General features: G+C 70.9%; 22 protein-coding genes. 19 read left to right on the top strand and 3 right to left on the bottom strand.

The genetic code is table 11. From position 1 onward, the window contains the following. Window positions 1-31 precede the first annotated feature (31 nt). From ACFLFB_RS06455 to ACFLFB_RS06495, 9 genes are all read left to right on the top strand, one after another. Window positions 32-1,402 (top strand): hypothetical protein, encoded by a 1,371-nt coding sequence (locus tag ACFLFB_RS06455; RefSeq protein ID WP_392544886.1) that lies wholly within the window; start codon window positions 32-34, stop codon window positions 1,400-1,402. Between the two features lie 187 nt (window positions 1,403-1,589). Next, entirely contained in the window at window positions 1,590-1,769 is a 180-nt protein-coding gene (locus ACFLFB_RS06460; protein ID WP_392544887.1) for a Flp family type IVb pilin, read from the top strand. Between the two features lie 187 nt (window positions 1,770-1,956). Further along, window positions 1,957-2,136, top strand: a complete 180-nt coding sequence (locus ACFLFB_RS06465) for a Flp family type IVb pilin (RefSeq protein WP_392544888.1) — start codon at window positions 1,957-1,959, stop codon at window positions 2,134-2,136. A 100-nt stretch (window positions 2,137-2,236) separates the two neighbouring features. Beyond that, on the top strand, window positions 2,237-2,407 hold the full coding sequence (locus ACFLFB_RS06470; protein ID WP_392544889.1) for a Flp family type IVb pilin: 171 nt from the start codon (window positions 2,237-2,239) through the stop codon (window positions 2,405-2,407). A 102-nt stretch (window positions 2,408-2,509) separates the two neighbouring features. Further along, entirely contained in the window at window positions 2,510-3,265 is a 756-nt protein-coding gene (locus tag ACFLFB_RS06475) for a Flp pilus assembly protein CpaB (protein ID WP_392544890.1), read from the top strand. A 91-nt stretch (window positions 3,266-3,356) separates the two neighbouring features. Next, on the top strand, window positions 3,357-4,445 hold the full coding sequence (locus ACFLFB_RS06480) for a CpaE family protein (protein WP_392544891.1): 1,089 nt from the start codon (window positions 3,357-3,359) through the stop codon (window positions 4,443-4,445). After that, window positions 4,442-5,818, top strand: coding sequence for a CpaF family protein (locus tag ACFLFB_RS06485; RefSeq protein WP_392544892.1), 1,377 nt, complete (start codon window positions 4,442-4,444; stop codon window positions 5,816-5,818). The genes ACFLFB_RS06480 and ACFLFB_RS06485 overlap by 4 nt, the downstream gene beginning before the upstream one ends. Continuing rightward, window positions 5,815-7,806: a VWA domain-containing protein gene (locus ACFLFB_RS06490; protein WP_392544893.1), complete on the top strand. Its 1,992-nt coding sequence runs from the start codon at window positions 5,815-5,817 to the stop codon at window positions 7,804-7,806. Before ACFLFB_RS06485 ends, ACFLFB_RS06490 begins: the two co-directional genes overlap by 4 nt. Window position 7,807: 1 nt before the next feature. Then, window positions 7,808-8,722, top strand: coding sequence for a type II secretion system F family protein (locus ACFLFB_RS06495; protein WP_392544894.1), 915 nt, complete (start codon window positions 7,808-7,810; stop codon window positions 8,720-8,722). 69 nt (window positions 8,723-8,791) lie between these two features. Here ACFLFB_RS06495 and ACFLFB_RS06500 read toward each other — a convergent pair whose 3' ends face one another. Together ACFLFB_RS06500 and ACFLFB_RS06505 are read right to left on the bottom strand one after the other, a co-directional pair. After that, entirely contained in the window at window positions 8,792-9,445 is a 654-nt protein-coding gene (locus ACFLFB_RS06500; protein WP_392544895.1) for a LuxR C-terminal-related transcriptional regulator, read from the bottom strand. Between the two features lie 14 nt (window positions 9,446-9,459). Further along, window positions 9,460-11,058: a sensor histidine kinase gene (locus tag ACFLFB_RS06505; RefSeq protein WP_392544896.1), complete on the bottom strand. Its 1,599-nt coding sequence runs from the start codon at window positions 11,056-11,058 to the stop codon at window positions 9,460-9,462. A 111-nt stretch (window positions 11,059-11,169) separates the two neighbouring features. On the opposite strand from ACFLFB_RS06505, the gene mtrA reads away from it, so the two are divergent. From mtrA to ACFLFB_RS06550, 9 genes are all read left to right on the top strand, one after another. Further along, window positions 11,170-11,847, top strand: coding sequence for an MtrAB system response regulator MtrA (mtrA, locus tag ACFLFB_RS06510; protein WP_392544897.1), 678 nt, complete (start codon window positions 11,170-11,172; stop codon window positions 11,845-11,847). Between the two features lie 2 nt (window positions 11,848-11,849). Continuing rightward, window positions 11,850-13,589 (top strand): MtrAB system histidine kinase MtrB, encoded by a 1,740-nt coding sequence (gene mtrB / locus ACFLFB_RS06515; protein WP_392544898.1) that lies wholly within the window; start codon window positions 11,850-11,852, stop codon window positions 13,587-13,589. Beyond that, a complete protein-coding gene (locus ACFLFB_RS06520) occupies window positions 13,586-15,355 on the top strand; it encodes a GerMN domain-containing protein (protein WP_392544899.1) in 1,770 nt (589 codons plus the stop codon). Before mtrB ends, ACFLFB_RS06520 begins: the two co-directional genes overlap by 4 nt. A gap of 297 nt (window positions 15,356-15,652) precedes the next feature. Next, a complete protein-coding gene (locus tag ACFLFB_RS06525) occupies window positions 15,653-16,252 on the top strand; it encodes a ComF family protein (protein ID WP_392544900.1) in 600 nt (199 codons plus the stop codon). Window positions 16,253-16,431: 179 nt separating this feature from the next. Beyond that, entirely contained in the window at window positions 16,432-17,082 is a 651-nt protein-coding gene (gene hpf / locus ACFLFB_RS06530) for a ribosome hibernation-promoting factor, HPF/YfiA family (protein WP_392544901.1), read from the top strand. 71 nt (window positions 17,083-17,153) lie between these two features. Continuing rightward, on the top strand, window positions 17,154-17,867 hold the full coding sequence (locus tag ACFLFB_RS06535; RefSeq protein ID WP_392544902.1) for a response regulator: 714 nt from the start codon (window positions 17,154-17,156) through the stop codon (window positions 17,865-17,867). Beyond that, complete coding sequence (locus ACFLFB_RS06540) at window positions 17,860-19,059, top strand: winged helix-turn-helix domain-containing protein (RefSeq protein WP_392544903.1); 1,200 nt, start codon at window positions 17,860-17,862, stop codon at window positions 19,057-19,059. The genes ACFLFB_RS06535 and ACFLFB_RS06540 overlap by 8 nt, the downstream gene beginning before the upstream one ends. Before the next feature lie 155 nt (window positions 19,060-19,214). Continuing rightward, on the top strand, window positions 19,215-19,739 hold the full coding sequence (locus ACFLFB_RS06545) for a TadE/TadG family type IV pilus assembly protein (protein WP_392544904.1): 525 nt from the start codon (window positions 19,215-19,217) through the stop codon (window positions 19,737-19,739). Between the two features lie 35 nt (window positions 19,740-19,774). Next, window positions 19,775-20,851, top strand: a complete 1,077-nt coding sequence (locus ACFLFB_RS06550) for a Tad domain-containing protein (RefSeq protein WP_392544905.1) — start codon at window positions 19,775-19,777, stop codon at window positions 20,849-20,851. Window positions 20,852-20,908: 57 nt separating this feature from the next. On the opposite strand, the gene ACFLFB_RS06555 is transcribed toward ACFLFB_RS06550, so the two are convergent. Then, window positions 20,909-22,054, bottom strand: coding sequence for a GNAT family N-acetyltransferase (locus ACFLFB_RS06555; protein ID WP_392544906.1), 1,146 nt, complete (start codon window positions 22,052-22,054; stop codon window positions 20,909-20,911). A gap of 168 nt (window positions 22,055-22,222) precedes the next feature. Between ACFLFB_RS06555 and secA the strand changes: the two genes are divergently transcribed. Next, on the top strand, window positions 22,223-25,099 hold the full coding sequence (secA, locus tag ACFLFB_RS06560) for a preprotein translocase subunit SecA (RefSeq protein WP_392544907.1): 2,877 nt from the start codon (window positions 22,223-22,225) through the stop codon (window positions 25,097-25,099). The last annotated feature ends 51 nt before the right edge of the window (window positions 25,100-25,150 follow it).

Genomic DNA, 25,150 nt, shown 5'->3' on the forward strand with positions numbered 1-25,150 from the left:
TTCAGATCCAGCCGATTTCGAGGATGTCGCAGTGGACCGAGGGGCGAAGGGGGCGCGGCGAACCCTGCGGTCTCCCCTCCCGGAGGCCGTCGTCGGCCTCTGGACGGTCATCGTCGCCGGGCTGGTCATCCTCGGAGCCGACCTGCTGTGGGTCGTCGCGATGGGGGACGCCGTCCGCCGCGAGGGCGGCATCCCCGGCGCGATCCCCTTCGCCAGCGCGCCCCAGATCGACTGGCCCAACCCGGTGGTCCTGGCCGAGCTCGTCCTTTCGGCCGTCGACGACCTCGGCTGGTGGGGACTGCCCGCCCTGCACCTGGCGCTCGTGGCCGGCACCCTCCTCGTCCTCGTGTCCGACGCGCGCCGACTCGGCGCTCGTGAGGGCCGCACTGCCCTCGTCGTCACGCTGGCGGTCATCGGCTGCTCGGCCCCGTTCGTCGTCGTGAGATTCCCGTCGCTCTCCCTCGTCCCGTTCGTCGCCCTGGTCTGGTTGCTGCGCCGCGAGGCCGACCGACCGAGCCGTGCCATATGGCTGGTCCCGCCGCTCGTCGTTCTGTGGGGCAACCTCCATGGCGCCGTCCTCGTGGGGATCGCCGTGCTCGGCGTGTTCGTCGTGGCGGGGCGGGGACACCGTTTTCTCACCCGGGCTGCCGTGGGACTGCTGAGCCTGTCGGCGCTCGTGCTCACCTCCGCCGGCCTACGCACACCGCTGTACTACTTCGACGCGCTTCGCAATGAGGCCGCAGCGCGGGGGACCGACCTGTGGGCTGCTCCCTCGTTCAATAACCCGCTCGACCTCGCGCTGCTCCTGTGCGGTGCAGTCCTCCTCCTCCTGGCTGCGCGGTCGCTGACGCGCTGGGAGTGGCTCGTCGTCCTCGGCACGGCCGCCGGCACCGTCGACGCCGCACGCCACGGGGTGTGGCTCCTGCTCTTCCTCGCACCCGTCGCGGCCGCGCGGACGCGTCGAGGCGCGGCCTCCGAGGACCTCGGGCGACCTCTTCCCTACGGCCGGAGCGCCCGTCTTGCGCTCGCCGTGGTCATCGTCCTCACGGTAGGCCTCGGGGGAGCCCAGCTGGGCCGGCGGGATGAGGAGGTGAGGCCCCCCGGGTACGCCCTCGTACCCGAGCTGCGCCGGATCGCCGGCGACCGCCCCGTCCTCGCGGTGGAACCCGCGGCGGAGACGTTCGCTCGGGACGGGATCACCCTCTGGGCCGCGAACCCGCTCGACGCGTTCACTCGTGAGACCCAGGCGGGGTTCCTCGACTTCCTCCACGACTGCCGCGTCCCCGACCCGTCGATCGCCGTCATCGTTGTCAAGGACCGGTGTGAAAGCGTTCTCGCAGAGGCGGGTTGGCGGGTCGAAACCCGCTCCCACGACCTGGTCGTCCTCAGCAAACTCACATGAAGGTCAAGGCGACGGAGTGACGAAGCCGCACAGTTGTGCCGATTCCTGAGAAGTGGGGGGCCGAACGGCTGATGCCCATCGGCCGTTCGGGGCGTGCGGGCATCCGATCCGCCCATGCCCCTCGGCCGAAAGGGGGTCCACAGTCCGAGGGCACCGTCCCCCCATGTCCCGGAAAGGCATACCCATCATGACCAGTGCGCTCGTCAAGCTCCAGACTGCCCTCAAGCACCGACGCGGTGAGGAGGGCGCGACCGCCGTGGAGTACGGCCTGATGGTCGCGCTCATCGCGATCGTCATCATCGCCGCCGTGATCCTCCTCGGCACCCGCCTCAGCAGCCTCTTCGAGCAGGTCTCCGGCTCCATCTGATCGGCGCCGGCCCCGCTCAGCAGGGGCCGGCCAAGGCGGTCGCGCAGTCGTCCGAACGGACGACTCCTCTAGACCGTTCGGGCTCGTAGAGAGGGCTCATCGGGCCATCGCGGACCCGGGGCCCAGCCTGAGAGATTGATCAGGCACCACCCAACCGCGTCAGCACCGAAGCCCGAAAGGCACCACCATGACCAAGGCTCTTGTCAAGCTCCAGACCATCATGACCACCCGCCGTTCCGAGGAGGGCGCGACCGCCGTCGAGTACGGCCTCATGGTCGCCCTCATCGCGATCGTCATCATCGCCGCCGTGATCCTCCTCGGCACCCGCCTCTCCAGCCTGTTCAACCAGGTCTCCGGCTCGGTCTGATCGACCCCGAGCGGACCTCATCGGCCGCGCCCGGAGTCCGGGCGCGGCCGATGTCCGTCAAGTCCACTACCGAAGCACCGCCGGATCGAGGAGACTCGTCATGACTTCACTCGCAGCACGCGTCACGGTCTTCCGCCGCTCCGAGGTCGGAGCCACGGCCGTGGAGTACGCGCTCATGGTCACGTTCATCGCCATGGTCATCATCGCGGCGGTGGTCATCCTGGGCACGAACCTCTCGACGATCTTCGCGAACGCGTCGACCAGGATCTGACCGGCCCGGGCCGGCAGCGCATACGTCAACCGGCCACGGGCCGACCTCCGTACAACTTTTGCAGAAGGAATCGTGATGGGTCGTCGGATCCTTGCCATCGTCGTGGCCGCTGTACTCGCCCTCATCGGCGGAGTCATGGTCCTCCTCTACGCGCGCAACGCGGACGCCCGAGCCGTCGCAGCCGCCAGCCCACGCACCGTCTTCGTCTCGTCCCTCGGAGTCCCCGCGGGCACGAGCATCCGTGACGCGATCCGGCTGAAGATGCTGACCCAGACCCAGGTGCCCGAGCGAGGCGTTCCCGCCGGCGCCCTGACCGAGGTCACGGACGAGACGAGCTCACTCCTCGCCCTCACCGACATCGCGCCCGGTCAGTACGTTTTGGCCGCGTCGTTCGGGGACACCCCGATCGGTCAGAAGCTGATCCAGGTCCCCACCGGCAAGCTCGCCGTGTCCGTCGCTCTCTCCGACCCCGCGCGGGTGGGGAGCTTCGTGACGCCGGGTAGCTTCCTCACCATCTTCGCCACGCATTCACAGGCTGCAGCGTCCTCTGCCGGCGGAGCCGCCACCCAGACGGGGATGGCGACCAACGTCCTCCTCGACAACATCCAGGTCATCGGCATCGGTGGCACCCCCCTGCAGAGTGGCGTGACGCCCACCGCGCCCGCGGAAGGGGAAGAGGCGGCCCCCGCGGCCCAGCAGGGGGCGAGCTTCCTGGTCACCCTGGCCGTGACGCCCCAACAGGCCACCAAGCTGGTGCACGCCGTCAACAGCTTCACCCTGTACGCCGGTCTTCGTGGCGCCGAGGTGAAGGTCGACCCCAAGCTCGAGACGACCGACAAGAACGTCTTCGGGGGATGACGTGAACATCCTCTGGGATCCCACGCCCGACGCTCTCGAGCGGTATCGCTTCGCCCTCGGTTCTGACACGCAGCAGCTGGACTCGGCTGCCATGGTCGCCCGAGTTCTGCACGACAATCTCGGCGTCCAGCAGGTCGTCATCGGTCCGGACGTCGCTCTCGAGCAGGCCTGTGAGCTTGCCGAGGCGGCCCGCCTGGACCGGCCCGAGCTGGGTGTCATCCTGCTCCGCCCCCGGGTGGATGTGACCACCCTGAGCTCGGCCCTGCGCAGCGGAGTTCGGGAAGTCGTCCCGTCCGATGACCACACGGCCCTCGGCGAGGCCCTGCGGCGCAGCCGCGACCTCACCTCGCGCCTCCTCGGCCACGCCGGCGGAGCGGCCAAGGACACCGGCCGCATCATCACCGTGTTCTCGGCCAAGGGCGGCGTGGGCAAGACCACTTTGTCGACCAACGTCGCGGTGCACCTCGCGTCGACCGGGTCGAAGACCCTCCTCGTGGACCTCGACCTCGCCTTCGGCGACGTCGCGATCAGCCTCCAGCTGCTGCCGTCGAGCTCGATCTTCGACGCCGTGGCGATGAGCGGGCACCTCGACGAGCAGGGCCTGGCCCAGCTGGTGACCGTGCACGAGCCGAGCGGCCTGGACGTCATCTGCGCCCCCAACGACCCGGGGGACGCCGACCGCATCCCGGTCAACGTCGTCAACGAGCTGCTCAAGATCGCCCGGCAGAACTACGAGTACATCATCGTGGACACCCCGCCGTCGTTCACCGAGCACGTCCTCGCGGCCTGCGACATCAGCACCTCGCTCGTCCTCATCGCGACGCTCGACATCCCCGCGGTGAAGAACCTGCGCGTCGCGATGGACACCCTCGACATGCTCGGCAGCCCCAAGGACGCGCGGGTCATCGTCCTCAACAAGGCCGACACCAAGGTGGGTCTGCGTCCCGAGGACGTCGTCACCGCGATCAAGACCCCGATCGCCGTGAACATCCCGAACTCGCTGGCCGTTCCCGCCTCCATCAACCGCGGCGTCCCGATCGTCCTCGACGACCCGAAGAACGCCGTCAGCACCTCCATCCGGCTGCTCGCCGACACCCACCTGCGTGAGGTCGTCATCGGTGCCGCCGAGGCCGAGGCCGACCCGTCCACCCGCCGATCTCTCTTCAGGGGGCGTCGATGAGCCTCGCCGACCGTCTCGACAGCGTCCGCAAGTCCGCGACGCCGACCACCGGCACCGAAACGGCGCCCGGAGCACCAGCACAGAAGCGCCGCACCGTCGACCCGTTCAGCGAGGTCAAGGAGCGCGTGCACCAGGCGCTCATCGAGAACCTCGGTCCGCGTCTGTACGACCCGCACCTCCCGGAGGCCGAGCTGGCCGCCCAGGTGCGCACCACGCTGCAGAAGACGATCGACTCCGAGCAGACGCCGCTCAGCCACTCCGACCGCACCCGCATCGCGCAGGAGGTCTCCGACGAGATCCTCGGCCACGGGCCGCTCGAGCCGCTGCTGCGTGACCCGGAGATCAGCGAGATCATGGTCAACGGCGCCGACTCGATCTACGTCGAGCGCTCCGGCAAGCTCTACCCGGTCGAGACCCACTTCTCGAGCGAGGCGCACCTGCGCCGTGTGATCGACAAGATCGTCGGCCGCGTCGGACGTCGTGTCGACGAGGCGAGCCCGCTCGTCGACGCACGACTGCCCGACGGCTCGCGCGTCAACGCGGTCATCGCCCCGATCGCGCTCGACGGCGCGATGCTCACCATCCGCAAGTTCTCCAAGGACCCGTTCAACGACGCCGACCTCATCGCCTTCGGGACGATGACCGTCGCCGTCCGCGACTTCGTCAAGGCCTGCGTTCGCGGTCGCCGCAACATCGTCATCTCCGGCGGTACCGGCTCGGGCAAGACGACCCTGCTCAACGTCATCTCCTCGTTCATCCCCGAGGACGAGCGCATCGTCACCATCGAGGACGCCGCCGAGCTCCAGCTGCACCAGGACCACGTCCTGCGGCTGGAGTCGCGCCCGTCGAACATCGAGGGTCGCGGCGAGATCGCCATCCGCGACCTCGTGAAGAACTCCCTGCGTATGCGGCCCGACCGCATCGTCGTCGGTGAGATCCGTGACGGCGCCGCGCTCGACATGCTCCAGGCCATGAACACCGGCCACGACGGCTCGATCACGACGCTCCACGCCAACAGCCCGCGCGACTCGCTCGCCCGCCTCGAGACCATGGTCCTCATGGCCGGCGTCGACCTCCCGGTCCGTGCCATTCGCGAGCAGGTGGCCGGCGCGCTCGACATGGTCATCCAGCAGGCCCGCCTCAAGGACGGGTCGCGACGCATCACCGCGATCTCCGAGGTGGTCGGCATGGAGGGCGAGGTCATCACCCTCCAGGACATCTTCACCTTCGACTTCAGCGCTGGGCGCGACGAGCAGGGCCGCTTCAAGGGCGGCCTGGTCTCCACCGGCCTCCGGCCCAAGTTCACCCAGGAGCTCGCCGACATGGGCGTCGAGCTCTCCCCGACGCTGTTCACGTTCGGAGCCCGCCTGTGACCCTGCGCACCTCCCGCTCGGCCCTCGCCAGGGCCGTGGGTGTGGTCGCCCTCGCGGCGACGACGCTGCTCGTCGGCGCGGCCTCGGCCTCCGCCGACGCGTCGGCGACCCTGAGCGACCTGCGCAGTGCGAACGGCCACGTCACCGGCTCGCTCATCATCCGCGGGGTCGACCCCAAGCAGATCGACACCACGCAGGTCATCGCGCGCGTCGACGGCAAGTCCGCCGTCATCAAGATCGCTCCTGCCACGACGTCATCCCGCACGACGATGCTCGTCATCGACACGAGCGGCTCGATGGGTGAGGCCGGCATGGGCACCGTGCGCGCCGCGGTGAAGGACTTCCTCGCGGCGATCCCCGCGGACGTCAAGGTCGGCGTCGTCAGCTTCTCGTCCACGGCCGGGATCGACGTACGGCCCACAACGGACCGCGCCAAGGTCCAGAGCGTCGTCAACGGGCTGAAGGCACGGGGCGAGACCTCGCTGTACGAGGCCGTCCAGGACGCAGTCACCGCGCTCGGCACCGAGGGTGAGCGCAGCATCGTCCTGCTCAGCGACGGTGAGGACACCGTGGCCGGGGCCGGCGATGGAGGGGCGGCCCGCGACAACGCGCAACGCGCTGCGGCAACCAACGCCCTCACCAAGGCGAAGGTCCGAGCCGAGGTCGTCGCCTTCAAGAACGACGCCGGCCGGGCTGCCCTCAACGGGTTCGCGCGGGCCGGCGGTGGCACCGTCGTCAGCGCCGCCGACCGCGACGCCGTCAAGCGTGCGTTCGACACCGCCGCCGCGACCCTGGAGGGCCAGGTCCGCTTCGACCTCACGGTGCCGCCCGGTCTCGCCGGTGACTACGAGGTCGTCCTCGACGGCAGTGCCGCCGGGCAGAAGTTCTCGTCGGTGCAGCGCATCGACGTCAGTGCCAGCGCACCGGTGGTGGACAAGACCCTCGACCCCGTCATCGACGGCGCCGTCAACGGCGACGCCCCGGAAGCCCGGATGGCGTCCATCTCCGGCTGGTTCCTCCCGATCGCGCTCGGGACGGTCCTGCTCGGGGTCTTCATCGTCGTCGTGAGCATGTTCGGACCGGTCTTCCGCTCCAGGCGCTCGGCCCGTGTCTCGGAGATCGAGAACTACGGCTTGGGCGCCGGCTCACCGGGGGCCCACCGTCAGGACCCCAACGCGAACGCCGTCGGGGAGCAGCTCTTCCAGCTCGGTGACCGCGTCATGTCCGGACGCGAGTCGACCACCAAGACGATGCAGCGCATCGAGCGCGCCGACCTGCCGTGGCGTGCGGGCGAGTGGTTCATGATCCGCATCGGGGCGATCGTCGTCGGCGTGATCGCGCTGGTCCTGCTCATCGGCAGCAAGTCGCTCTGGCTCGCTGTTCCCGTCGGCTTCCTGATCGGCTTCCTCGCTCCGGGCTTCGTCCTGCGTTTCTTGGCCAACCGGCGGGCGAAGAAGTTCGAGGCGATCCTTCCCGACGTCATGATGCTCGTCGCCACCAGCCTTTCCAGCGGGTTCTCGTTGCTCCAGGCCCTGGACTCGGTGGCGCGCGACGCCGCCGAGCCGGCGGCCAAGGAGTTCTCGCGGGCCCTCGCAGAGAGCCGGATCGGGTCGGACATCTCGGACGCGCTCGAGCACGCGGCCGTCCGGATGGAGAGCGAGAACATGCGCTGGGCCGTCATGGCGATCCGCATCCAGCGCGAGGTCGGCGGCAACCTCGCCGACACCCTGCGCACCACTGCCGCCACGCTGCGCGAGCGCGAGACGCTCAAGCGCCACGTCAGGGCACTGTCGGCCGAAGGCCGGCTGTCCGCCTACATCCTCATCGCACTGCCGATCGGCATCCTGCTGTTCTCCATGTACAGCAACTACGACTACGTGAGCCTGCTGTGGACCACGTTCCTCGGGCTCGGGATGTCGATCGCCGGGATCATCTCGATGGTCCTGGGTGTGTTCTGGATGAAGAAGACCGTACAGATCGAGGTGTGACGTGCTGCTGTTCCTGGGACTCGTGATCGTGGTGCTCGGTGTGTGCATCGTCGTGTTCGGGACGAACCGGACGTCCGGCGAGACCACGGGTGTCGCCCGATCGCTCGAGCTCATCGACTACCGCCCGACCACCAAGATGGTCGGGAAGAACGAGCTCGCCACCCGCGACCGCCTCGTGGAGCCGATGCTCCAGCTCATGCGCCGTCTCGGCGAGCGGTTGTCGCCGGGCGGAACCGCCGGACGCATCGCCCGTTCTCTGGACAAGGCAGGCAACCCCGCTGGGTGGAACATCGAACGGATCATGGCGGCCAAGGCGGTCTCCATGGTGCTGCTGGCGTTCATCGCGATCGTGCTCTTGGGCTTCAACCTTCGGGGTTTCCTCGTCGCGGCCGCTGCGGGCTTCGCCGGCTTCTTCGTCCCCGACCTCCTCGTCTACAACATGGGGAGCAAGCGCCAGCAGGAGATGACCAAGGGTTTGGCCGATGCCCTCGACATGCTCACGGTCTGTGTCGAGGCCGGACAGGGCTTCGACGCCGCGATCATGCAGGTCGCCCGCACCGTGCCTGGACCGATCGGCGGCGAGTTCGCCCGCGTCATTTCCGAGATGCAGATCGGCAAGTCCAGGGGGGAGGCCTTCGGTGCCCTCGGCGAGCGGGTGACGACCTCTGAGGTCAAGAACTTCGTCAGCGCCCTCGTGCAGGCCGACCGGATGGGACTGCCCGTCGCTGCGGTCCTGCGCGAGCAGACCAAGGAGATGCGCGTCGCTCGCCGTCAGCGGGCCGAGGAGAAGGCCCAGCAGGTGACGGTCAAGATCCTCTTCCCGCTGCTCCTGTGCATCTTCCCTGCGCTGTTCATCGTCATCATCGGCCCCGGTGCGATCCGCATCGTCGAGGTCTTCTCGGGCGGCACGCTCTGACCGTTCCCACCCCCCGGAGGGGATGGGTGGGCCGGTCGGAGCGGGCGTGCCCGACCGCGCGCAGCAGGGCTAGTGCTCGACGTCGTTGACGAGACCGAGGCGGACGGCCGCGATGACGGCGCTGGCCCGGTTGTGGGCCCCGAGCTTCTCGTAGATCTTGCCGATGTGCGTCTTCACGGTGGATGGGCTCATGTAGAGCTGCCGGCCCACCTGGGCGACCGACGCGCCCTCGACGAGGAGCTCGAGGACCTCGGTCTCGCGGGCCGTCAGGGTGGTCTGCGGCGACTCGCTGCGCCGGCGCATGGCCTCGGCCAGGCCGCTCGCGGAGAACTCACCGGGCATGTCGGCGGCGCGGCGGACCGCGGAGATCACCTGCTCCGACGGAGCGCTCTTGCGCACGAGGGCGGAGGCCCCGGCGTCGAGGGCCTCGAGGAGGGTGGCGTCGTCGTTGAGCATCGTCAGCACGACGAGCCCGACGTTGGTGGACCGCTCGCGCGCTGAGCGCACGAGGGAGAGGCCGCTGCCGTCGGGCATCGTCACGTCGACGACGGCGACAAGCCGGTCCTGGGTCGGGGTGGCGAGAATGCGCTCGAGGAGCACCTGCCCGTCAGAGAGCGACCCCGCCTGCCCGACGACGGTCACGTCGTCCTGGGCGCCGAGCATCGCTGCCACGGCCTCTCGGACGACGGCATGGTCGTCGACGAGCACCACGCTGATCCCCACGGCAGCTCCTTCGGTCAGGTCTTCTTGCGGGCCGCACCGACCGGTGCGGGCTCCTGCACGCTCAGGTTAACGGTGGTGCGGCTGTTCGGTTCGGTCCTGACGAACAAGGTGGCGTCGAGCGTGTCGAGCGCGGGGTCGCGGAAGGTGCGCTTCGCCAGCCTGGGGTCGCCGTCGTGGGACACGTCGACGTTGGCCGGACCGGCCACCGACGTGGCCAGCGACACCCAGGCGTTGCGGGCGCCCGAGGCCTGGGCGTCGGCGAGGATGTCCATGACGAGGCGGTGGATGAGGATCTCCACGCGGGGGTCCATCCGCCTCTGCCCCTCGCTCACGGTGACCGTGGTGCGCACGCCGGTGACGCTGCCGAAGCTCTGCACGGCGGCGCCGAGGACTGCGCCGAGGCCCGTGCCCGGTCGCTCGGCGACGCGCAGCTCGGTGATGTGGAGCCGGAGGTCGGCCATGGCGTCGCTCAGCTGGTCGCGGAGCTTGTCGAGCCCGTCACGGATCGGCGTGCCGGGCGGGCCACTCGCCACCCGCATGGCGTCGACCTGGTAGCCCAGCGCCGCGAGCTCCTGGGCGATGCCGTCGTGGATGTCGCGCGCGATGCGGTTGCGTTCCTCGAGACTGGCGAACTGGCGCAGTGTGCCGAAGAGGAGTCCGGCCTGGAGGGTCGGTGCGATGCGGCGGGTCACGTCGCGCGCGACGAGCCGCTCAGCGTCGGTGAAGGCGTTGTCCTCGCCCCGTTCGGCGACGAGGACGGTGGTCGACCCGTTGCCGAGTGCGAAGGGGACGACGAGGGCGCGTCGGTGACCCATCTCGTCGGTGAAGAGGACCTCGGTGGGCTGCCAGCTCGACGGGTTGGCGCGCAGCAGCTTGGCGACGTGCTCGGCAATGTGCCAGGGAGCCCGGGTCGAGCCGCGCAGTGCCACGGGCACGAGGTGCTCGGCGTCCTCAGTGACGAGGACGGCGCTGCGGGTGGACGGCACCTCGGCGGCGAGGAGGTCCAGGGCCAGGGTGGCGCTGGCCGGGGCGTCGAGGCCGGTCGACATCTGGGAGGAGAGGTCCTGCAGTCGCTGGATGAGCTCAATGGCCTCGCGGGCGGCCGGGTCGGACCCGTTGCGTTCGCGCTCGGCCATCAGCCGGCTGTTCCAGACCCCGAGAAGCCCCATCGCGAGGACGGCGCCGAACCACAGGACGATGTCACTGGCGGTGTGGACGGGTTTCGGCCACACGATGATGCAGGCCACGAATGCCCCGCCGGCAGCGACGGAGGTGAGCAGGAAGCCCAGCCGGCCGTGGCGCGATCCGGCGTGGAACACCGGCAGGAGGGCCAGCAGGGCGGCCCCCACGTCGGCCGTCGCGTAGGCGGCGCCGGCGGCCCCAGCAGCGGCGGCCAGCAAGGCGAGGACGAGGGTGTTCACGATGCCGCGCCGGGCCACGGGCATGGAGTCAAGGGCGACGACGACGAGGTCGAGGACGACGACGAGGAGGAGCCACGGCACGACCTTGTCGGCCGACTTGGTGACCACGGCCAGCAGCAGGCTCAGCACCGCGAAGGCGACACGGATCCTCGCGGAGGTGTCCAGGCCCAGGAGGCGAGAGGTGCGGGTCACCCTTCGAGAGTAGTTTCTCCGGGCCTCGGTCTCTCGCTTTCGCGGGGTGTCGCCAGCCTGCTGTGGGAGGATGACGCGGATTCGTGCACCGCGGGGAAAGGACAGGCCGACGTGAAGGGTCGTGTGCTCGTCGTCGACGACGACCTGGCGCTGGCGGAGATGCTCGGCATCGTCCTGCGCAACGAGGGCCTCGAGGTCGACCACGTCGCCGAGGGCACCTCGGCCATCGGGGCGTTCCGCGACCACCGCCCGGACCTCGTCCTCCTCGACGTCATGCTCCCGGGCATCGACGGTCTCGAGGTCTGCCGCCAGATCCGCGCCGAGTCCGGCGTGCCGATCGTCATGCTCACGGCCAAGACCGACACCGTCGACGTCGTCCTGGGCCTCGAGTCCGGCGCCGACGACTACGTCGTCAAGCCGTTCAAGCCGCAGGAGCTCATCGCCCGGGTCCGCGCGCGGCTGCGCCGTGGCGACGAGCCGGAGGCCGAGCGCCTCACCATCGGCGACCTCGCCATCGACGTCGCCGGCCACTCGGTGACCCGCGACGGCGTGCCCCTCAGCCTCACCCCCCTGGAGTTCGACCTCCTCGTCGCGCTCGCGCGCAAGCCGTGGCAGGTCTTCACCCGTGAGGTCCTCCTCGAGCAGGTGTGGGGCTACCGGCACGCCGGCGACACCCGCCTGGTCAACGTCCACGTGCAGCGGCTGCGCTCGAAGATCGAGCACGACCCCGAGCACCCCGAGATCGTCGTCACCGTGCGCGGCGTCGGGTACAAGGCCGGCAAGGCCTGACCGTGTCCGGACCCGCCGACCTCGGCGTCCGGACGCCGCCTCCGCCGGACGAGGGCCGGCCCCCGGGACGTCGTCCCGACCTGCGCCCCGACGTCGACCCCGTCGCCTCGCCCCCGCCTCCCGCCGATGACGGACCGGCCGCCCGCGCCGTCGTGGTCGCGACCGCCGCCGCCAGGGGCGTGCGCCGCCTCCTGCGTCAGGTCCGCCGCCGGTGGCGCCAGTCGCTGCAGCTGCGCGTCGTCACCGCGACGATGCTGCTCGGGCTCGTCGTCATCTCCGTGCTCGGCGGGGTGCTCCACCAGCAGATCGCCAGCGGTCTCGAGAGCGACCGGGTCGCCTCCGCCGAGAACGAGGCCCTCGCCCTCACCGGTCAGGCCCAGACCTACTGGGACAACTCGACCTCGACCTCGGTCGACGAGCTGAACCAGGCCGCGAACGACATCATGACCAAGATCCTCAGCGCCCCGGGGCAGACACCGAGCCGCTACGTGGTCATGACGCGCTCGCAGCGCAACGAGAGCGAGATCGTCCTCGTCGAGCTGACGAGCGGGGCGCTCAACCTCTCCGCGGTCAGCGACGAGCTCCAGCGGGCGGTCGCCGCCTCACCGACGCGCCAACAGGTGCAGATGAGCGAGGTGACGGTCGGCGGTGAGTCGCTGCCCGCCGTCATCGTCGGCAGCGTCGTGGACGTCCCGAACGCCGGACCGTACGACCTCTACTTCATCTACCCGATGGGGCAGGAGGTGGCGACGATGGACCTCATCGGCAACTCGTTCGTCCTCGCCGGCATCATCCTCACCCTCCTCGTCGGTGCCGTGGCGTGGGTCGTCACCCGGCAGGTCGTCGACCCCGTGCGGCGGGCGGCCGAGGTCGCCCAGCGGCTGTCGGCCGGCAAGCTGAACCAGCGGATGCCGACCCGGGGGGAGGACGACCTCGCCCTCCTCGCGACGTCGTTCAACGGGATGGCCGACAGCCTGCAGTCCCAGATCCGCCAGCTCGAGGGGCTCTCGGCGGTGCAGCAGCGGTTCGTCTCCGACGTCTCCCACGAGCTGCGCACGCCCCTGACGACGATCCGGATGGCGGTCGACCTCATCCACGAGGCGCGCGAGGGCTTCGACCCCACGGTCGCCCGCTCGGCCGAGCTGCTCGCCGGTGAGCTCGACCGGTTCGAGGCGCTGCTGTCCGACCTGCTGGAGATCAGCCGCTTCGACGCCGGCGCCGCGGCACTCGACGTCGAGCCGGTCGACATCACCGGCACGGTCCTGCGGGTCGTCGAGGCCGCGCGCCCGCTGGCCCAGCGCCGGGGGAGCCTGGTCAGCGTGCACGCCCCCCGCGAGACGGCCGAGGCGGAGGTGGACGAGCGGCGGGTCGAGCGGATCCTGCGCAACCTCGTCGTCAACGCCATCGAGCACGGCGAGGGCCGACCCATCGACATCCACGTGGGGGTGGGGGCCGACGCCGTCGCGGTCGTCGTCGAGGACCACGGGGTGGGCCTGCGGCCCGGCGAGGCCGCCAACGTCTTCACCCGCTTCTGGCGCGCCGACCCCGCGCGGGCCCGCACGACGGGCGGCACCGGCCTCGGGCTCTCGATCTCCCTCGAGGACGCGCGCCTGCACAACGGCTGGCTCCAGGCGTGGGGCAAGCGTGGGGTGGGCTCGCGGTTCCGCCTCACGCTGCCCCAGCGCGACGGCGAGACGCTGCACGGGTCGCCGCTGCCGCTCAGTCCCACGGAGGACCGGTGAGCCGACGCCGGGTGGGCACGGCGGTGGCCGTGGTCGCGGCGCTGCTCGTCTCGGGGTGCGGCGGCCTCTCGCGCACGAGCACGGTCGAGGCCGGCCTCGAGGTCGGCAGCGGCACGCCGCCCGACGTGCGCTTCACCTTCCCCGGTCCGCTGGAGGGGGCCAGCCAGGAGGGCATCGTGCGCGGCTTCCTGAGGGCGGGGGCGGCGAGCGCCGGCGCCTACGACAACGCGCGCCTCTTCCTCATGGCCGCCGTCAGCGAGAAGTGGAACCCGGACCGCAGCATCGTCCTGCTCGCCGACGACGCCGCCCCGTCGGCCACCCTCCTCGACCCGGCGACCGTCCGGGTCACGGCCAAGGCGGCCGGGACGGTCGACGCCGAGGGCCGCTACACGGCGGGACGTCCGGGCGCCACGGTGAGTGCGACCTTCCGGCTCACCACGGTCGGCGGCCAGTGGCGCGTGTCCGAGCTCCCCGAGGGCTTCGGGCGCTGGGTCCTGCGCAAGGACGTCACCCGCCTCGTCCAGCCCTACGCCGTGCACTACCTCTCGACGAGCCGTCGGGCGCTGGTGCAGGACATCCGCTGGTTCCCCTCCGACAAGCTCGCCACCCGCCTCGCCCGGGCCCAGCTGGCCGGGGTGCCCGCGTACCTGAAGGGTGCCGCGACCTCGGCGGTGCCCGACGGGGCCCGCCTGCTCGGTGACGCCGTGTCCGTCAACGCCGGTGTCGCGACGGTGAACCTCATCTCCTCGCGGCTCGGGCCGGGGGAGGCGACGCGACAGAGCCTGTGGGCCCAGTTCGTCAGCACCCTCACCCAGGACGACGGGGTCGCGCGGGTGGCGCTGTCGGTCGACGGCGTCCCGGTCGCGCTCGCCGGCCTCGACGGCTCGGCGGGCACGCTGGCCGAGGTCGGGTTCAGCCCGCCACCCGGCGCCGCGCTGGCGCCTCCCGTGGTGCGGCGTGGGAACACCGTCGTCGGCTTCGACCCGGCGTCGACCGAGCAGGACCCCCGCCAGCCGACGACCCCGGTGACCTACCCGCCGGTCGACGGCGCCTTCCGGCACCTGGCGGTGTCGGCCGACGGGACGGAGCTGGCCACCACCGACCCGGAGGAGGGCGGCGTGTCGCGCTGGAAGGGGGCCAACCGGTACGAGGTGCCGCTCGAGGGCACGGCGGTCGGCGCCCCCTCCTACGACCGGCGGTCCTGGTTGTGGATCGGGGCCGTGTCGACCGAGGGGACGGAGGGTCCGCGTCTCTGGGTCGTCGACACCCGGGCGTCACCGGCCGACCGCGAGGGGGCCGGGGCCCGCGCCGTGGCGGCGTCGTGGCTCGATGGCAGACGCGTCCTCGAGGCGCGCGTGGCCCCCGACGGCGACCGGGTGGCGGTGCTGTCCGTCGGGGCCGACGGGGGAGGGCACCGCATCGACCTCGCCGGCGTCGTCCGTGGAGGGGGAGGAGTGCCCGAGCGGCTCGCGCCGCCCCTGCGCCTCGGGGCACCGATCTCGCGCGCGGTCTCTCTCACATGGCTCGACGACCGCTCCCTGGCGACGCTGGGTGTCCTCGACGGCAAGACCCTCCAGCCCGTGGTGTTCACCGTGGGCGGCGACGTGCGCGCGCTCACCCCGGTCCGCGACGCCGTGGCGGTGACGTCGACCGGTGGCGAGCGCGACCTCTGGGTCACGACGAGTGCGGGTCGGCTGTTCGGACGGGCCGGGTCGCAGTGGGTCGACAACGGGGCCGCCAACGACCTCGCGGTCCCCGGGGGCTGAGTGGTCGCTCCGTCCTCGGGCGCTCGTCCACAGGCAGGTCGTCGGGGCCGTCCCGTCCACAGGTTCGGAGCGGGTCTGGTGCCTGCGCCGCCGCGGCCCGAGGGTCGCTGCATGGGGAGCGGACGGTGGTTGGGCCTGGGCCGGTCGATGGGCGCGGCGGGCGACCTCGTGCTGCCCGTGCGCTGCGGAGCCTGCGCCGGCCCCGGGGGTGTGGTCTGCCGAGCCTGTCGTGACGACCTCAGGGCTGCCGGCCGGGGTGTCGTCGACCCGGTCGTCCGGGTGGGAGGAGGTGGTGACGTGCTGACGGTGCGGGCTGCGGCCCGCTTCGAGGGTGCGCTGCGCGACCTGGTGACCGCGGCGAAGGACGAGGGGCGCCACGACGTCGGCGTCGTGCTCGCCGCCCTGCTGGGCCAGGTGCTCTCGACCGTGCTGCTCGGCGACCCCGTCGTGCGCGAGGTGCTCCGCCGTGGTGGCGTCGTGCACGTCGTGCCCGTCCCGACGTCGGGGCCCGCGCGGCGTCGGCGCGGGGGAGACCCCGTCGGCGACCTCGCCCGGCGCGCGGTGGCCGCGGTGCGGGGACCACCGCCGGATGACCGGGCGGCGCTGGTCGTCACCCACGCCCTGCGCCACGTGCGCCGGGTGGCCGACCAGTCCCGGCTGACGCGCGTCCAGCGCCACGACAACCTCCACGGCGCGCTCGCGGTGCGACCCCGCCTCGCCGGTCTCCTCGCCGGAGCGACCGTCGTTCTCGTCGACGACGTCGTGACGACCGGGGCCACCCTGGGTGAGGCGGCCCGCGCGCTGCGGGCCGTGGGCGTGGTCCACGTCACGGCCGCCACGGTGGCCACGACGCCCCCGCGGCCGGGCGTGTCCCGGACGCCGCCGGGGCCACGCTGACCCACCGGTCGGCGTGTCGGGCGAGGGCACGACCCGGTGGCCTTTTCCGTTGGCCTTGTGAGGCACCCCCTGCCGGGCTAGCGTCGGTGTCCACGGTCCTCGATCCCCTCGGAGGTGGTGCCCCCGACATCAGAGCCAGCGTGTTCAGGCAGCACCCCCCCAGCACCGAGGAGGACCACGTGGACATCGTCGTCACCGGACGGCACCTGACCGTCTCCGACCGTTTCCGGGCGCACATCGAGGACAAGCTCGCCAAGGTGAGCCAGCTCGAGCCCCGCATGAGGCGGATCGAGGTCCTGGTCAGTCACGAGCCCAACCGTCGGCAGGCGAAGGCCTGCGACCGCGTGGAGATCACCTGCTACGCGAAGGGCCCCGTCGTCCGAGCCGAGGCGTGTACCGAGGACCGGTACGCCGCCATGGACATGGCGATCGACAAGCTGATGGAACGCCTCCGGCGCAAGAACGACAAGCGACAGGTCCACCGCGGCCGCCGCACCCCCGAGTCCGTCGCCATGGCGACCGCGCGCATCGCGCCGCCCAGCGAGCCCGAGACCGCCGCCGAGGCCGAGTCCGGGGACCCGTTCGGCGACTCCCCGGTCGAGGTGCGCGAGAAGGTCCACCACTCCACCCCCATGACGCTCGGTGAGGCACTGAGCCACATGGAGCTCGTCGGCCACGACTTCTACCTCTTCCACGACGTCGACACCGACCGCGCGAGCGTCGTGTACCGCCGCCGCGGCTGGAGCTACGGCGTCCTCCACCTCGACCTCGACGGCTCCGCGGCCGGGTCGGTGCCGGATGACGTCGACGTCGAGGCCGCTGCCTCCTAGGGCCGCCGCGATGGCTTTGCTGAGAGGGAGGGAGGGGGCGGTGCTGGGCACCGTCCCCCCAGCCTGCGACGATGGGTCCCGTGGACGCTGACCAGCCGAGCGACGCCACGCCGGGGGCCGACCCCGTCCGCGTGGTCATCGCCGACGACCACGACCTCTACCGCCGCGGCATGCAGGTGGTCGTCGAGCTCGACGGCACCGCCACGGTCGTCGGCGAGGCCAGCAATGGCGCGCAGGCGGTCGAGGTCTGTGTGCGGCTCGACCCCGACATCGTCCTCATGGACGTGCGCATGCCCGGCGTCGGCGGCATCGAGGCGTGCCGTCGCATCCGGGCCGCCGTACCCGGGGCGCGCATCCTCATGCTGACGATGTCCGACGACGAGTCCGACCTCTTCGAGGCCGTCAAGGCCGGCGCCAGCGGGTACCTGCTCAAGGACCTGCCGGGCGAGGAGGTGGCCGAGGCCATCCGCAAGGTGCACGACGGGCAGGCGATCATCCCTCCGGGCATGGCGGCCACGCTGCTCAACGAGTTCACCCGGCTGAGCCAGTCGCCCCAGCCGCACGAGGGCGGCCCGCCGCCGCCGCAGCTGACCGACCGCGAGGTCGAGGTGCTGCGGCTCGTCGCCCGTGGGCTCGCCAACCGCGAGATCGCCGAGCAGCTGGTCATCTCGGAGAACACGGTGAAGAACCACGTCCGCAACATCCTCGAGAAGCTGCACCTGCACTCACGGGTCGAGGCCGCGGTGTACGCGCACCGCCAGCACCTCCTTCCCACGGATGACTGACGCCTCCGAGCCCGTCCACCTCAGCAGGCCCGTCGCCCGACGCATCGCGCTCGCCGCCCAGGGCTTCGCGCGCCCCCGGCCCGAGCTGCCCGGCACCCGCGACGTGCAGCGGGTCGTCGACACCGTCGGCATCGTCCAGATCGACAGCGTCAACGTCGTCGTCCGCAGCCAGTACCTGCCGTTCTTCTCGCGCCTGGGCCCCTACGACCGTGGGCTGGTCGACCGCGCCCGCGACGTCGCCCCCCGCCGGGTCGTCGAGTACTGGGCCCACGAGGCGTCGCTCGTGCCCCCCTCGACCTGGCCGCTCCTCGACTTCCGGATGCGGCGGGCCCGTTCCGACGCGTGGGGCGGCATGCAGCGCGTCGCCCGGGACCACCCCGAGATCGTCGCCGCGGTGCTGGCCGAGGTCGCGGCCCGCGGCCCGCTGACGAGCCGCGAGCTCGAGGCGGCGCTCGCCCACGACCTTCCGCGAGACCGCGACCAGTGGGGCTGGAACTGGTCGCTGGTCAAGAACGCCCTCGAGCACCTGTTCTGGTCCGGTGAGGTGTCGAGCTCCGGCCGCACTCAGCAGTTCGAGCGGCGCTACGCCGTGCCGGCCCGCGTGCTCCCGCCCCGGTGGCGGACCGAGGCCCTCGACCCCGCTGCCCGACCCGGTGACGAGGAGGCCTTCCGGCGCCTCATCGAGATCTCGGCGCGCGCCCACGGTGTCGGGACCGAGCAGTGCCTGCGCGACTACTTCCGGCTCAAGCCCGAGCAGGCCCGGCCGGCCATCGAGTCACTGGTCGACGACGGCACCCTGGTCCCCGCCACCATCGAGGGCTGGCACCGACCCGCGTACCTGCACCGCGAGGCACGGCGCCCGCGCCGAGTGCGGGCGCGCGCCCTCCTCTCGCCCTTCGACTCGCTCGTCTGGCAACGGGACCGGACGCGAGCCGTGTTCGGCTTCGACTTCCGCCTCGAGATCTACGTGCCCGAGCCGCAACGGGTGCACGGCTACTACGTGCTGCCCTTCCTCCTCGGCGACCAGCTCGTGGCCCGCGTCGACCTCAAGTCCGACCGGGCCGCAGGGGTCCTGCGCGTGCGGCGGACCACCTGGGAGGACGGCCGCGGGGACGTCGACGACGTGCGCGAGCTGCACGAGGAGCTGGCCCTCATGGCGGGCTGGCTAGGCCTGCGCGACGTCGGCGCCTGAACCACGACTCCCACCAGCCACAACAGGCGCGAAATGGGCCTGATGGGCCGTCCGGAGAACGGATATGGTCCGTTTGGGTGATGACGGCGAAAGCGTTGTCACTCATCATTCAGGTAGGTCATCGGCATGGTGTCGGGCCATAGGAGCGTGCGCAGATGGTCCGTAGTCCTCGACGAGCCCAGAGGACCCGCAGTGAGCGGGGTGCCTCCGCTGTCGAGTTCGCCATCCTCCTCCCCGTGCTGATCACGATCATCGGGGCGATCATCGACTTCGGGTTCATCTTTTCTCAGCAGATCACCATGAACAACTCGGCCAGGGATGCTGCGCGAGCCGGCGTCGTGACCACCCTCAGCGGTTCGACGATGAGTTGCAGCCAGATCGCGGCACAGGCAAGGGATGCCATGACCAGCGGCGCTGTCGGCATCTCCAACGCCAACAAGATCCGGGTGGGTGTGGTCGTCACGGGACAAGCGGGGTCGTGCACTCTCGCCGCCAACTCCGCGAGCGTCAGCTCGAACGGCACCATCACGCCGTGCACCGGCTCCAGCGGCGCGGCGGTCGGCACGCTGAAGAACCTCCAGGTGACCGTGTCCTACAGCTCGACTCCGCCGTTCCCGGTGCCTTTCATGGGAACGCCGGTCCTGTCCGCGAGGGGAGACTTCCAGTGCGAGTACACCTGATGCCCAGCGCCCGATCTCGTGACGAGCGTGGCGGGGTGTCGATCATCGTCGCCATCCTGCTCGTTCCGTTCATGATTCTCGCCGCGTTCGTCGTCGACTTCGGTATGGCCTTCGCCCAGGCGCGTGCCTTCAGCACCAGCGCCGACAGCGCCGCCCTGGCGATCGTCGCGGCCAAGCGGACCTCGATCAACGCCTCACCCAACACCCCCGTGACGTGCAAGAACATCAAGGACGCGGACGCTGCCCTCCCGGCGAACGATCCCAACAAGGCGCTCAAGATCGCGAAGGACCAGACCGACCGCAACGGTCCGTTCGCGGTCAACACCGCATCCGGGGTCGGCGTCACGGTCACCCTCGAGTGCCTGGCGGCCGACGGCGTCACGGTGCAGGACGACGGCTTCCTCAAGGCCACGGTCGACGTCCAACGCGCCGTCCCGACGACGCTGGGCAAGATGGTGGGCGTCAACACCGTGAACGCGCAGCGCAACGGGGCGGCAGCCCTCGGTGTGGCCAAGAAGGTCAGCGGCATCTTCCCGTTGGCGATGTGCGACCAGCAGGCTGATGAGATCGCGGCGCATGCGACGGCGGACTTCGCTGCCGGTCTCCCCTATCGCAACGAGGTCATCAGTACCAGCAAGCAGTGGAACCCCAACTGCCAGGGCCAGGCCGGTGGCGGTTCGGGCAACTGGGGCTGGCTCAACTGTGCGTCCCTGGGCAGTCCCGGCGGCGTGAGCGTGTCGGACCTCGCGAGCTACATCACCGAGGGCTGCAACGTCGACCTGACACTCACCGGCTCCCCGCCCAGCTCGGCCATCGGTGGTGCTCCCGGCAACAAGATCAACGCCAACGGCGTGATCAGCAGCCTCACCTCGCAGCTGGGCAAGACGTTCGCGTTCCCGGTGTTCGACCGGATCACGGGCAACGGCGCCGGGGTGTCGTACCGCATCGTCGCGTTCATCCAGCTCAAGCTGATCTCCTTCGAGGAGAACTCTGGTGACATCACCGTCCAGTACGTCAACTACGCCCCGGTGGCGGACCTGAGCCAGCTGTGCGGCATCGGAAACATCAACTGCAACGTCTACAACGCCTACGCGATCGGCCTCATCAAGTAGGTCCGCTCCAGACAGCAAGGACGGCGCCCCGGCTCATCGAGCCGGGGCGTCGTCGTGTCACTCGGCGAGGAGCTCCCAGTGGAGGGCGTCGACGGCGGCGCCGTCGGGGAGGACATCGGCGGCGGTCTCGCGACCCCAGATCGTGAAGCCAACCGTGTCGAGCACCCGGTTGCTGCCGGCGTTGTCCTCCGCGGTCTGGGCGACGAGCCGGCGAAACCCCATGCCGCCCACCGACGTCGGGAGCAGGGCGTGCCGGGCCAGGGCCGTCGCTGCCGCCGTGGCCACGCCACGGCGGCGGGCACTGGGGAGCACCTGGTAGCCCAGCTCGGCGGTGTCGTCGTCGAGGGTGCCCTCGGTGACGAAGACGAGCACCTCGCCCAGCGCGACGTCGCTGTCGGCGTCCGCGACGCACCAGCTCATGACCAGCCCCTGGGACATCCGCTCGCGCCGGGTCGTGAGCCACTCGGGGAAGGTGTCGGCGTCGAGGACCCCGCGCGCCGGCATGTGGTGGGCGGGCTGGTCGCGCGGCTCGAGGGCGCTGACGTCCTCGTCGCGCCACGGCCGCATGATGATGCCGCCGGCGTCGTCGGAGGTGAGGAACGGCGGGTCGTCCCACGGCGCCCGGGGCTCCATGACGTCGTCGGCGCCGAGGCTGGCGCGCCACTGGTCGCGGGCGGGGGAGAGGGGCTCGTCGGCGTCGGCCACGAGCTGGGGGACGGTGCCGTGGTGGGTGAAGCCGCACGCCCAGGCCACCCGCCACGAGGCGAAGTTGCCACGCGTCGCCGACCAGTGGACGCGCACCCCGGCGCGCTCGGTGAACCACCAGCGCGACACCAGGCGCAGGGCGCCCGCCATCAGGCCACGACCACGCCCCTCGGGGTGGAGGCCGAAGCCCGTCTCGGCCGCCCCGCCGCCGCGCGGGCGCAGGTCGATCGTGCCGAGGTACGTGCCGTCGGGGTCGTCGGCGTCGGTGACCACCCAGAACCGCTCGCCGTCGTCATCGAGCCACGACTCCTCGATGAGCGCGAGCCAGGCCTTCGCCTCGCCCGGGCTGTACGGCCGCGGCACGGTGGTCCACCGCGTCGTCTCGGGGTCGGAGCACTGCTCGACGATGCGGTCCACGTCGCCGGGACGGTGGGCTCGCAGGAGCACGACGCCGTCGCTGAGCTCGGGCACGCAGTCCGGGTACGACTGACCGGTCATGCGCCCACCCAACCACCGCGGACGGGTCCGGGGGAACTCACCCCGCCGGGCGCGTCGTTGGTCGCTGCGGTGGTCGGCCGACTGCGGTGGGCCACCGGGCGCTCGACTACCCTAGGCAGGTCCGGTCGAGAGCGACCGCCATGAAGTCACGCCAAGGGAGTCCCACTCGTGAAGATCGTCGAGAAGCTGTTGCGCGCCGGTGAGGGGCGCACCCTCAAGAGGCTCGACAACCTCGCGGCGCAGGTCAACGCCATCGAGGAGGACTTCGAGAAGCTCACCGACGAGGAGCTGCGCGGCGAGACCGAGAAGTTCAAGGCGCGCCTGGCCGACGGCGAGACCCTCGACGACATCCTCCCCGAGGCCTTCGCCGCGGTCCGCGAGGCCAGCAAGCGCACCCTGGGCAAGCGCCACTTCGACGTCCAGCTCATGGGTGGGGCGGCCCTGCACCAGGGCAACGTCGCCGAGATGAAGACCGGTGAGGGCAAGACCCTCGTCGCCACCCTGCCGAGCTACCTCAACGCGCTGTCCGGCAAGGGCGTCCACGTCATCACGGTCAACGACTACCTCGCCGAGTACCAGTCCGAGCTGATGGGCCGCGTGCACCGCTTCCTCGGCCTCGAGACCGGCTGCATCCTCGCGTCGATGACGCCCGAGCAGCGTCGCGCCGAGTACGCCAAGGACATCACCTACGGCACGAACAACGAGTTCGGCTTCGACTACCTGCGCGACAACATGGCGTGGTCCACCGCCGAGCTGGTGCAGCGCGAGCACAACTTCGCGATCGTCGACGAGGTCGACTCCATCCTCATCGACGAGGCGCGCACGCCGCTCATCATCAGTGGCCCGGCCGACCAGCCGACCAAGTGGTACCAGGAGTTCGCCCGGATGGCGGCCCGCCTCGAGCGCGGCGAGCTCGAGTCCGGCCGTGGCGACTACGAGGTCGACGAGAAGAAGCGCACCGTCGGTGTCCTCGAGCGCGGCATCGACAAGGTCGAGGACCACCTCGGCATCGAGAACCTCTACGAGTCGGCCAACACCCCGCTGATCGGCTACCTCAACAACGCGATCAAGGCCAAGGAGCTCTTCCAGCGCGACAAGGACTACGTCGTCATCAACGACGAAGTGCTCATCGTCGACGAGCACACCGGCCGCATGCTCCCCGGGCGCCGATACAACGAGGGCATGCACCAGGCCATCGAGGCCAAGGAGGGGGTGAAGATCCAGAACGAGAACCAGACCCTCGCGACGATCACCCTCCAGAACTACTTCCGCATGTACGACAAGCTCTCGGGCATGACCGGTACGGCCATGACCGAGGCCGCCGAGCTGAACTCGATCTACAAGCTCGGCGTCGTGCCGATCCCGACCAACCGCTCGATGATCCGCATTGACCAGGCAGACCTCGTCTACCGGACCGAGGAGGCCAAGTACAAGGCCGTCGTCGACGACATCGTCGAGCGCCACGCCAAGGGCCAGCCGGTCCTCGTCGGCACGGTGTCGGTCGAGAAGTCGGAGTACCTGTCCGAGCAGCTGCGCCGCCGCGGGGTCAAGCACGAGGTCCTCAACGCCAAGCACCACGAGCGCGAGGCCGCGATCGTCGCCGACGCCGGGCGCAAGGGCGGCGTCACGGTCGCCACGAACATGGCCGGACGAGGCACCGACATCATGCTCGGTGGCAACCCCGAGTTCCGCGCCGTCGCCGCCCTCAAGGCCCGCGACCTCGACCCGCACGAGACCCCGGAGGAGTACGAGGCCGCCTGGGACGACGCCCTCGCCGCCGCCGAGGCCGCCGTCGCGGCCGAGCACGACGAGGTCACCGAGCTCGGTGGCCTGTACGTCCTGGGCACCGAGCGGCACGAGTCGCGCCGCATCGACAACCAGCTGCGTGGTCGCTCCGGCCGCCAGGGTGACCCGGGCGAGTCGCGGTTCTACCTCTCGCTCGAGGACCACCTCATGCGGCTGTTCAACGCCGGCCTCGTCGACCGGGTGATGACGACCGCGAAGCTCGAGGACGACCAGCCGATCGAGTCCAAGCTCGTGTCGCGCTCGATCGCCTCGGCGCAGGCGCAGGTCGAGGCGCAGAACTTCGAGATCCGCAAGAACGTCCTCAAGTACGACGACGTCCTCAACCGCCAGCGCACCGTCATCTACGACGAGCGGCGCCGCGTCCTCGAGGGCGAGGACCTGCACGAGCAGATGCGCTTCTTCGTCAACGACGTCATCGAGGGCTACGTCGACGCCGAGACCGCCGAGGGCTTCCCCGAGGACTGGAACCTCGAGCGCCTGTGGACCGCGCTGCGCTCGGCCTACCCCGTCTCGATCACCCCCGACCAGCTCGAGGCCGCGGTCGGTGACCGCTCGTCGCTCACCGCCGACCGGCTCAAGGAGGAGCTGCTCTCCGACGCGCACCACGCGTACGACCAGCGCGAGGAGACCCTCGGCTCGGACGTCATGCGCGAGGTGGAGCGCCGGGTCATGCTCTCGGTCCTGGACCGCAAGTGGCGCGAGCACCTCTACGAGATGGACTACCTGCAGGAGGGCATCGGCCTGCGGGCGATGGCCCAGCGCGACCCGCTCGTGGAGTACCAGCGCGAGGGCTTCGCCCTGTGGAACACGATGAACGAGGCCGTCAAGGAGGAGTCGGTCGGGCTGCTCTTCCACGTCGACGTCCAGGTCGACCAGCCCCAGGAGGAGGCGCCGGCGCTCGAGCCGATGCACGTCTCCCAGATGCTCGGGGCGATGGCGGGTGCGGCGCCGGCCGCTGCCGAGGTCGTCGAGGTCGAGGACGAGCCGGCTCCCAGCAGCGCGTTCGGTGGCGGCCCCAAGGTGGCCGTCTCCGGCGTCGGTGTGGGTCGCCCGCGCAGCGGGGCCCTGCACTACTCGGCGCCGAGCGAGACCGGTGGCGTCGACGAGCGCGACGAGGGCGCGGGCTCGGCGTCGGCCGTCGCCGGCCTCACGGACGAGCAGCTGGCCAGCACGCCGCGCAACGCCGCCTGCCCCTGCGGGTCGGGCAAGAAGTTCAAGATGTGCCACGGTCGCCGGTGACGGACTGACCTCAGCCACGACGCGGCCCCGGTGCGAAAGCTCGCACCGGGG

This window comes from Oryzobacter telluris (assembly GCF_043099285.1).
GTDB classification, from domain to species: Bacteria; Actinomycetota; Actinomycetes; order Actinomycetales; family Dermatophilaceae; genus Oryzobacter; species Oryzobacter telluris.

Excerpts from the sequence above, each read along its gene's own strand:
- ACFLFB_RS06460 (WP_392544887.1), top strand. The coding sequence starts at position 1,590 with ATGACCAGTGCGCTCGTCAAGCTCCAGACTGCCCTCAAGCACCGACGC.
- ACFLFB_RS06465 (WP_392544888.1), top strand. The coding sequence starts at position 1,957 with ATGACCAAGGCTCTTGTCAAGCTCCAGACCATCATGACCACCCGCCGT.
- ACFLFB_RS06470 (WP_392544889.1), top strand. The coding sequence starts at position 2,237 with ATGACTTCACTCGCAGCACGCGTCACGGTCTTCCGCCGCTCCGAGGTC.
- ACFLFB_RS06480 (WP_392544891.1), top strand. The coding sequence starts at position 3,357 with ATGGTCGCCCGAGTTCTGCACGACAATCTCGGCGTCCAGCAGGTCGTC.
- ACFLFB_RS06485 (WP_392544892.1), top strand. The coding sequence starts at position 4,442 with ATGAGCCTCGCCGACCGTCTCGACAGCGTCCGCAAGTCCGCGACGCCG.
- ACFLFB_RS06535 (WP_392544902.1), top strand. The coding sequence starts at position 17,154 with ATGGGTCCCGTGGACGCTGACCAGCCGAGCGACGCCACGCCGGGGGCC.
- ACFLFB_RS06540 (WP_392544903.1), top strand. The coding sequence starts at position 17,860 with ATGACTGACGCCTCCGAGCCCGTCCACCTCAGCAGGCCCGTCGCCCGA.
- ACFLFB_RS06545 (WP_392544904.1), top strand. The coding sequence starts at position 19,215 with ATGGTCCGTAGTCCTCGACGAGCCCAGAGGACCCGCAGTGAGCGGGGT.
- ACFLFB_RS06555 (WP_392544906.1), bottom strand. The coding sequence starts at position 22,054 with ATGACCGGTCAGTCGTACCCGGACTGCGTGCCCGAGCTCAGCGACGGC.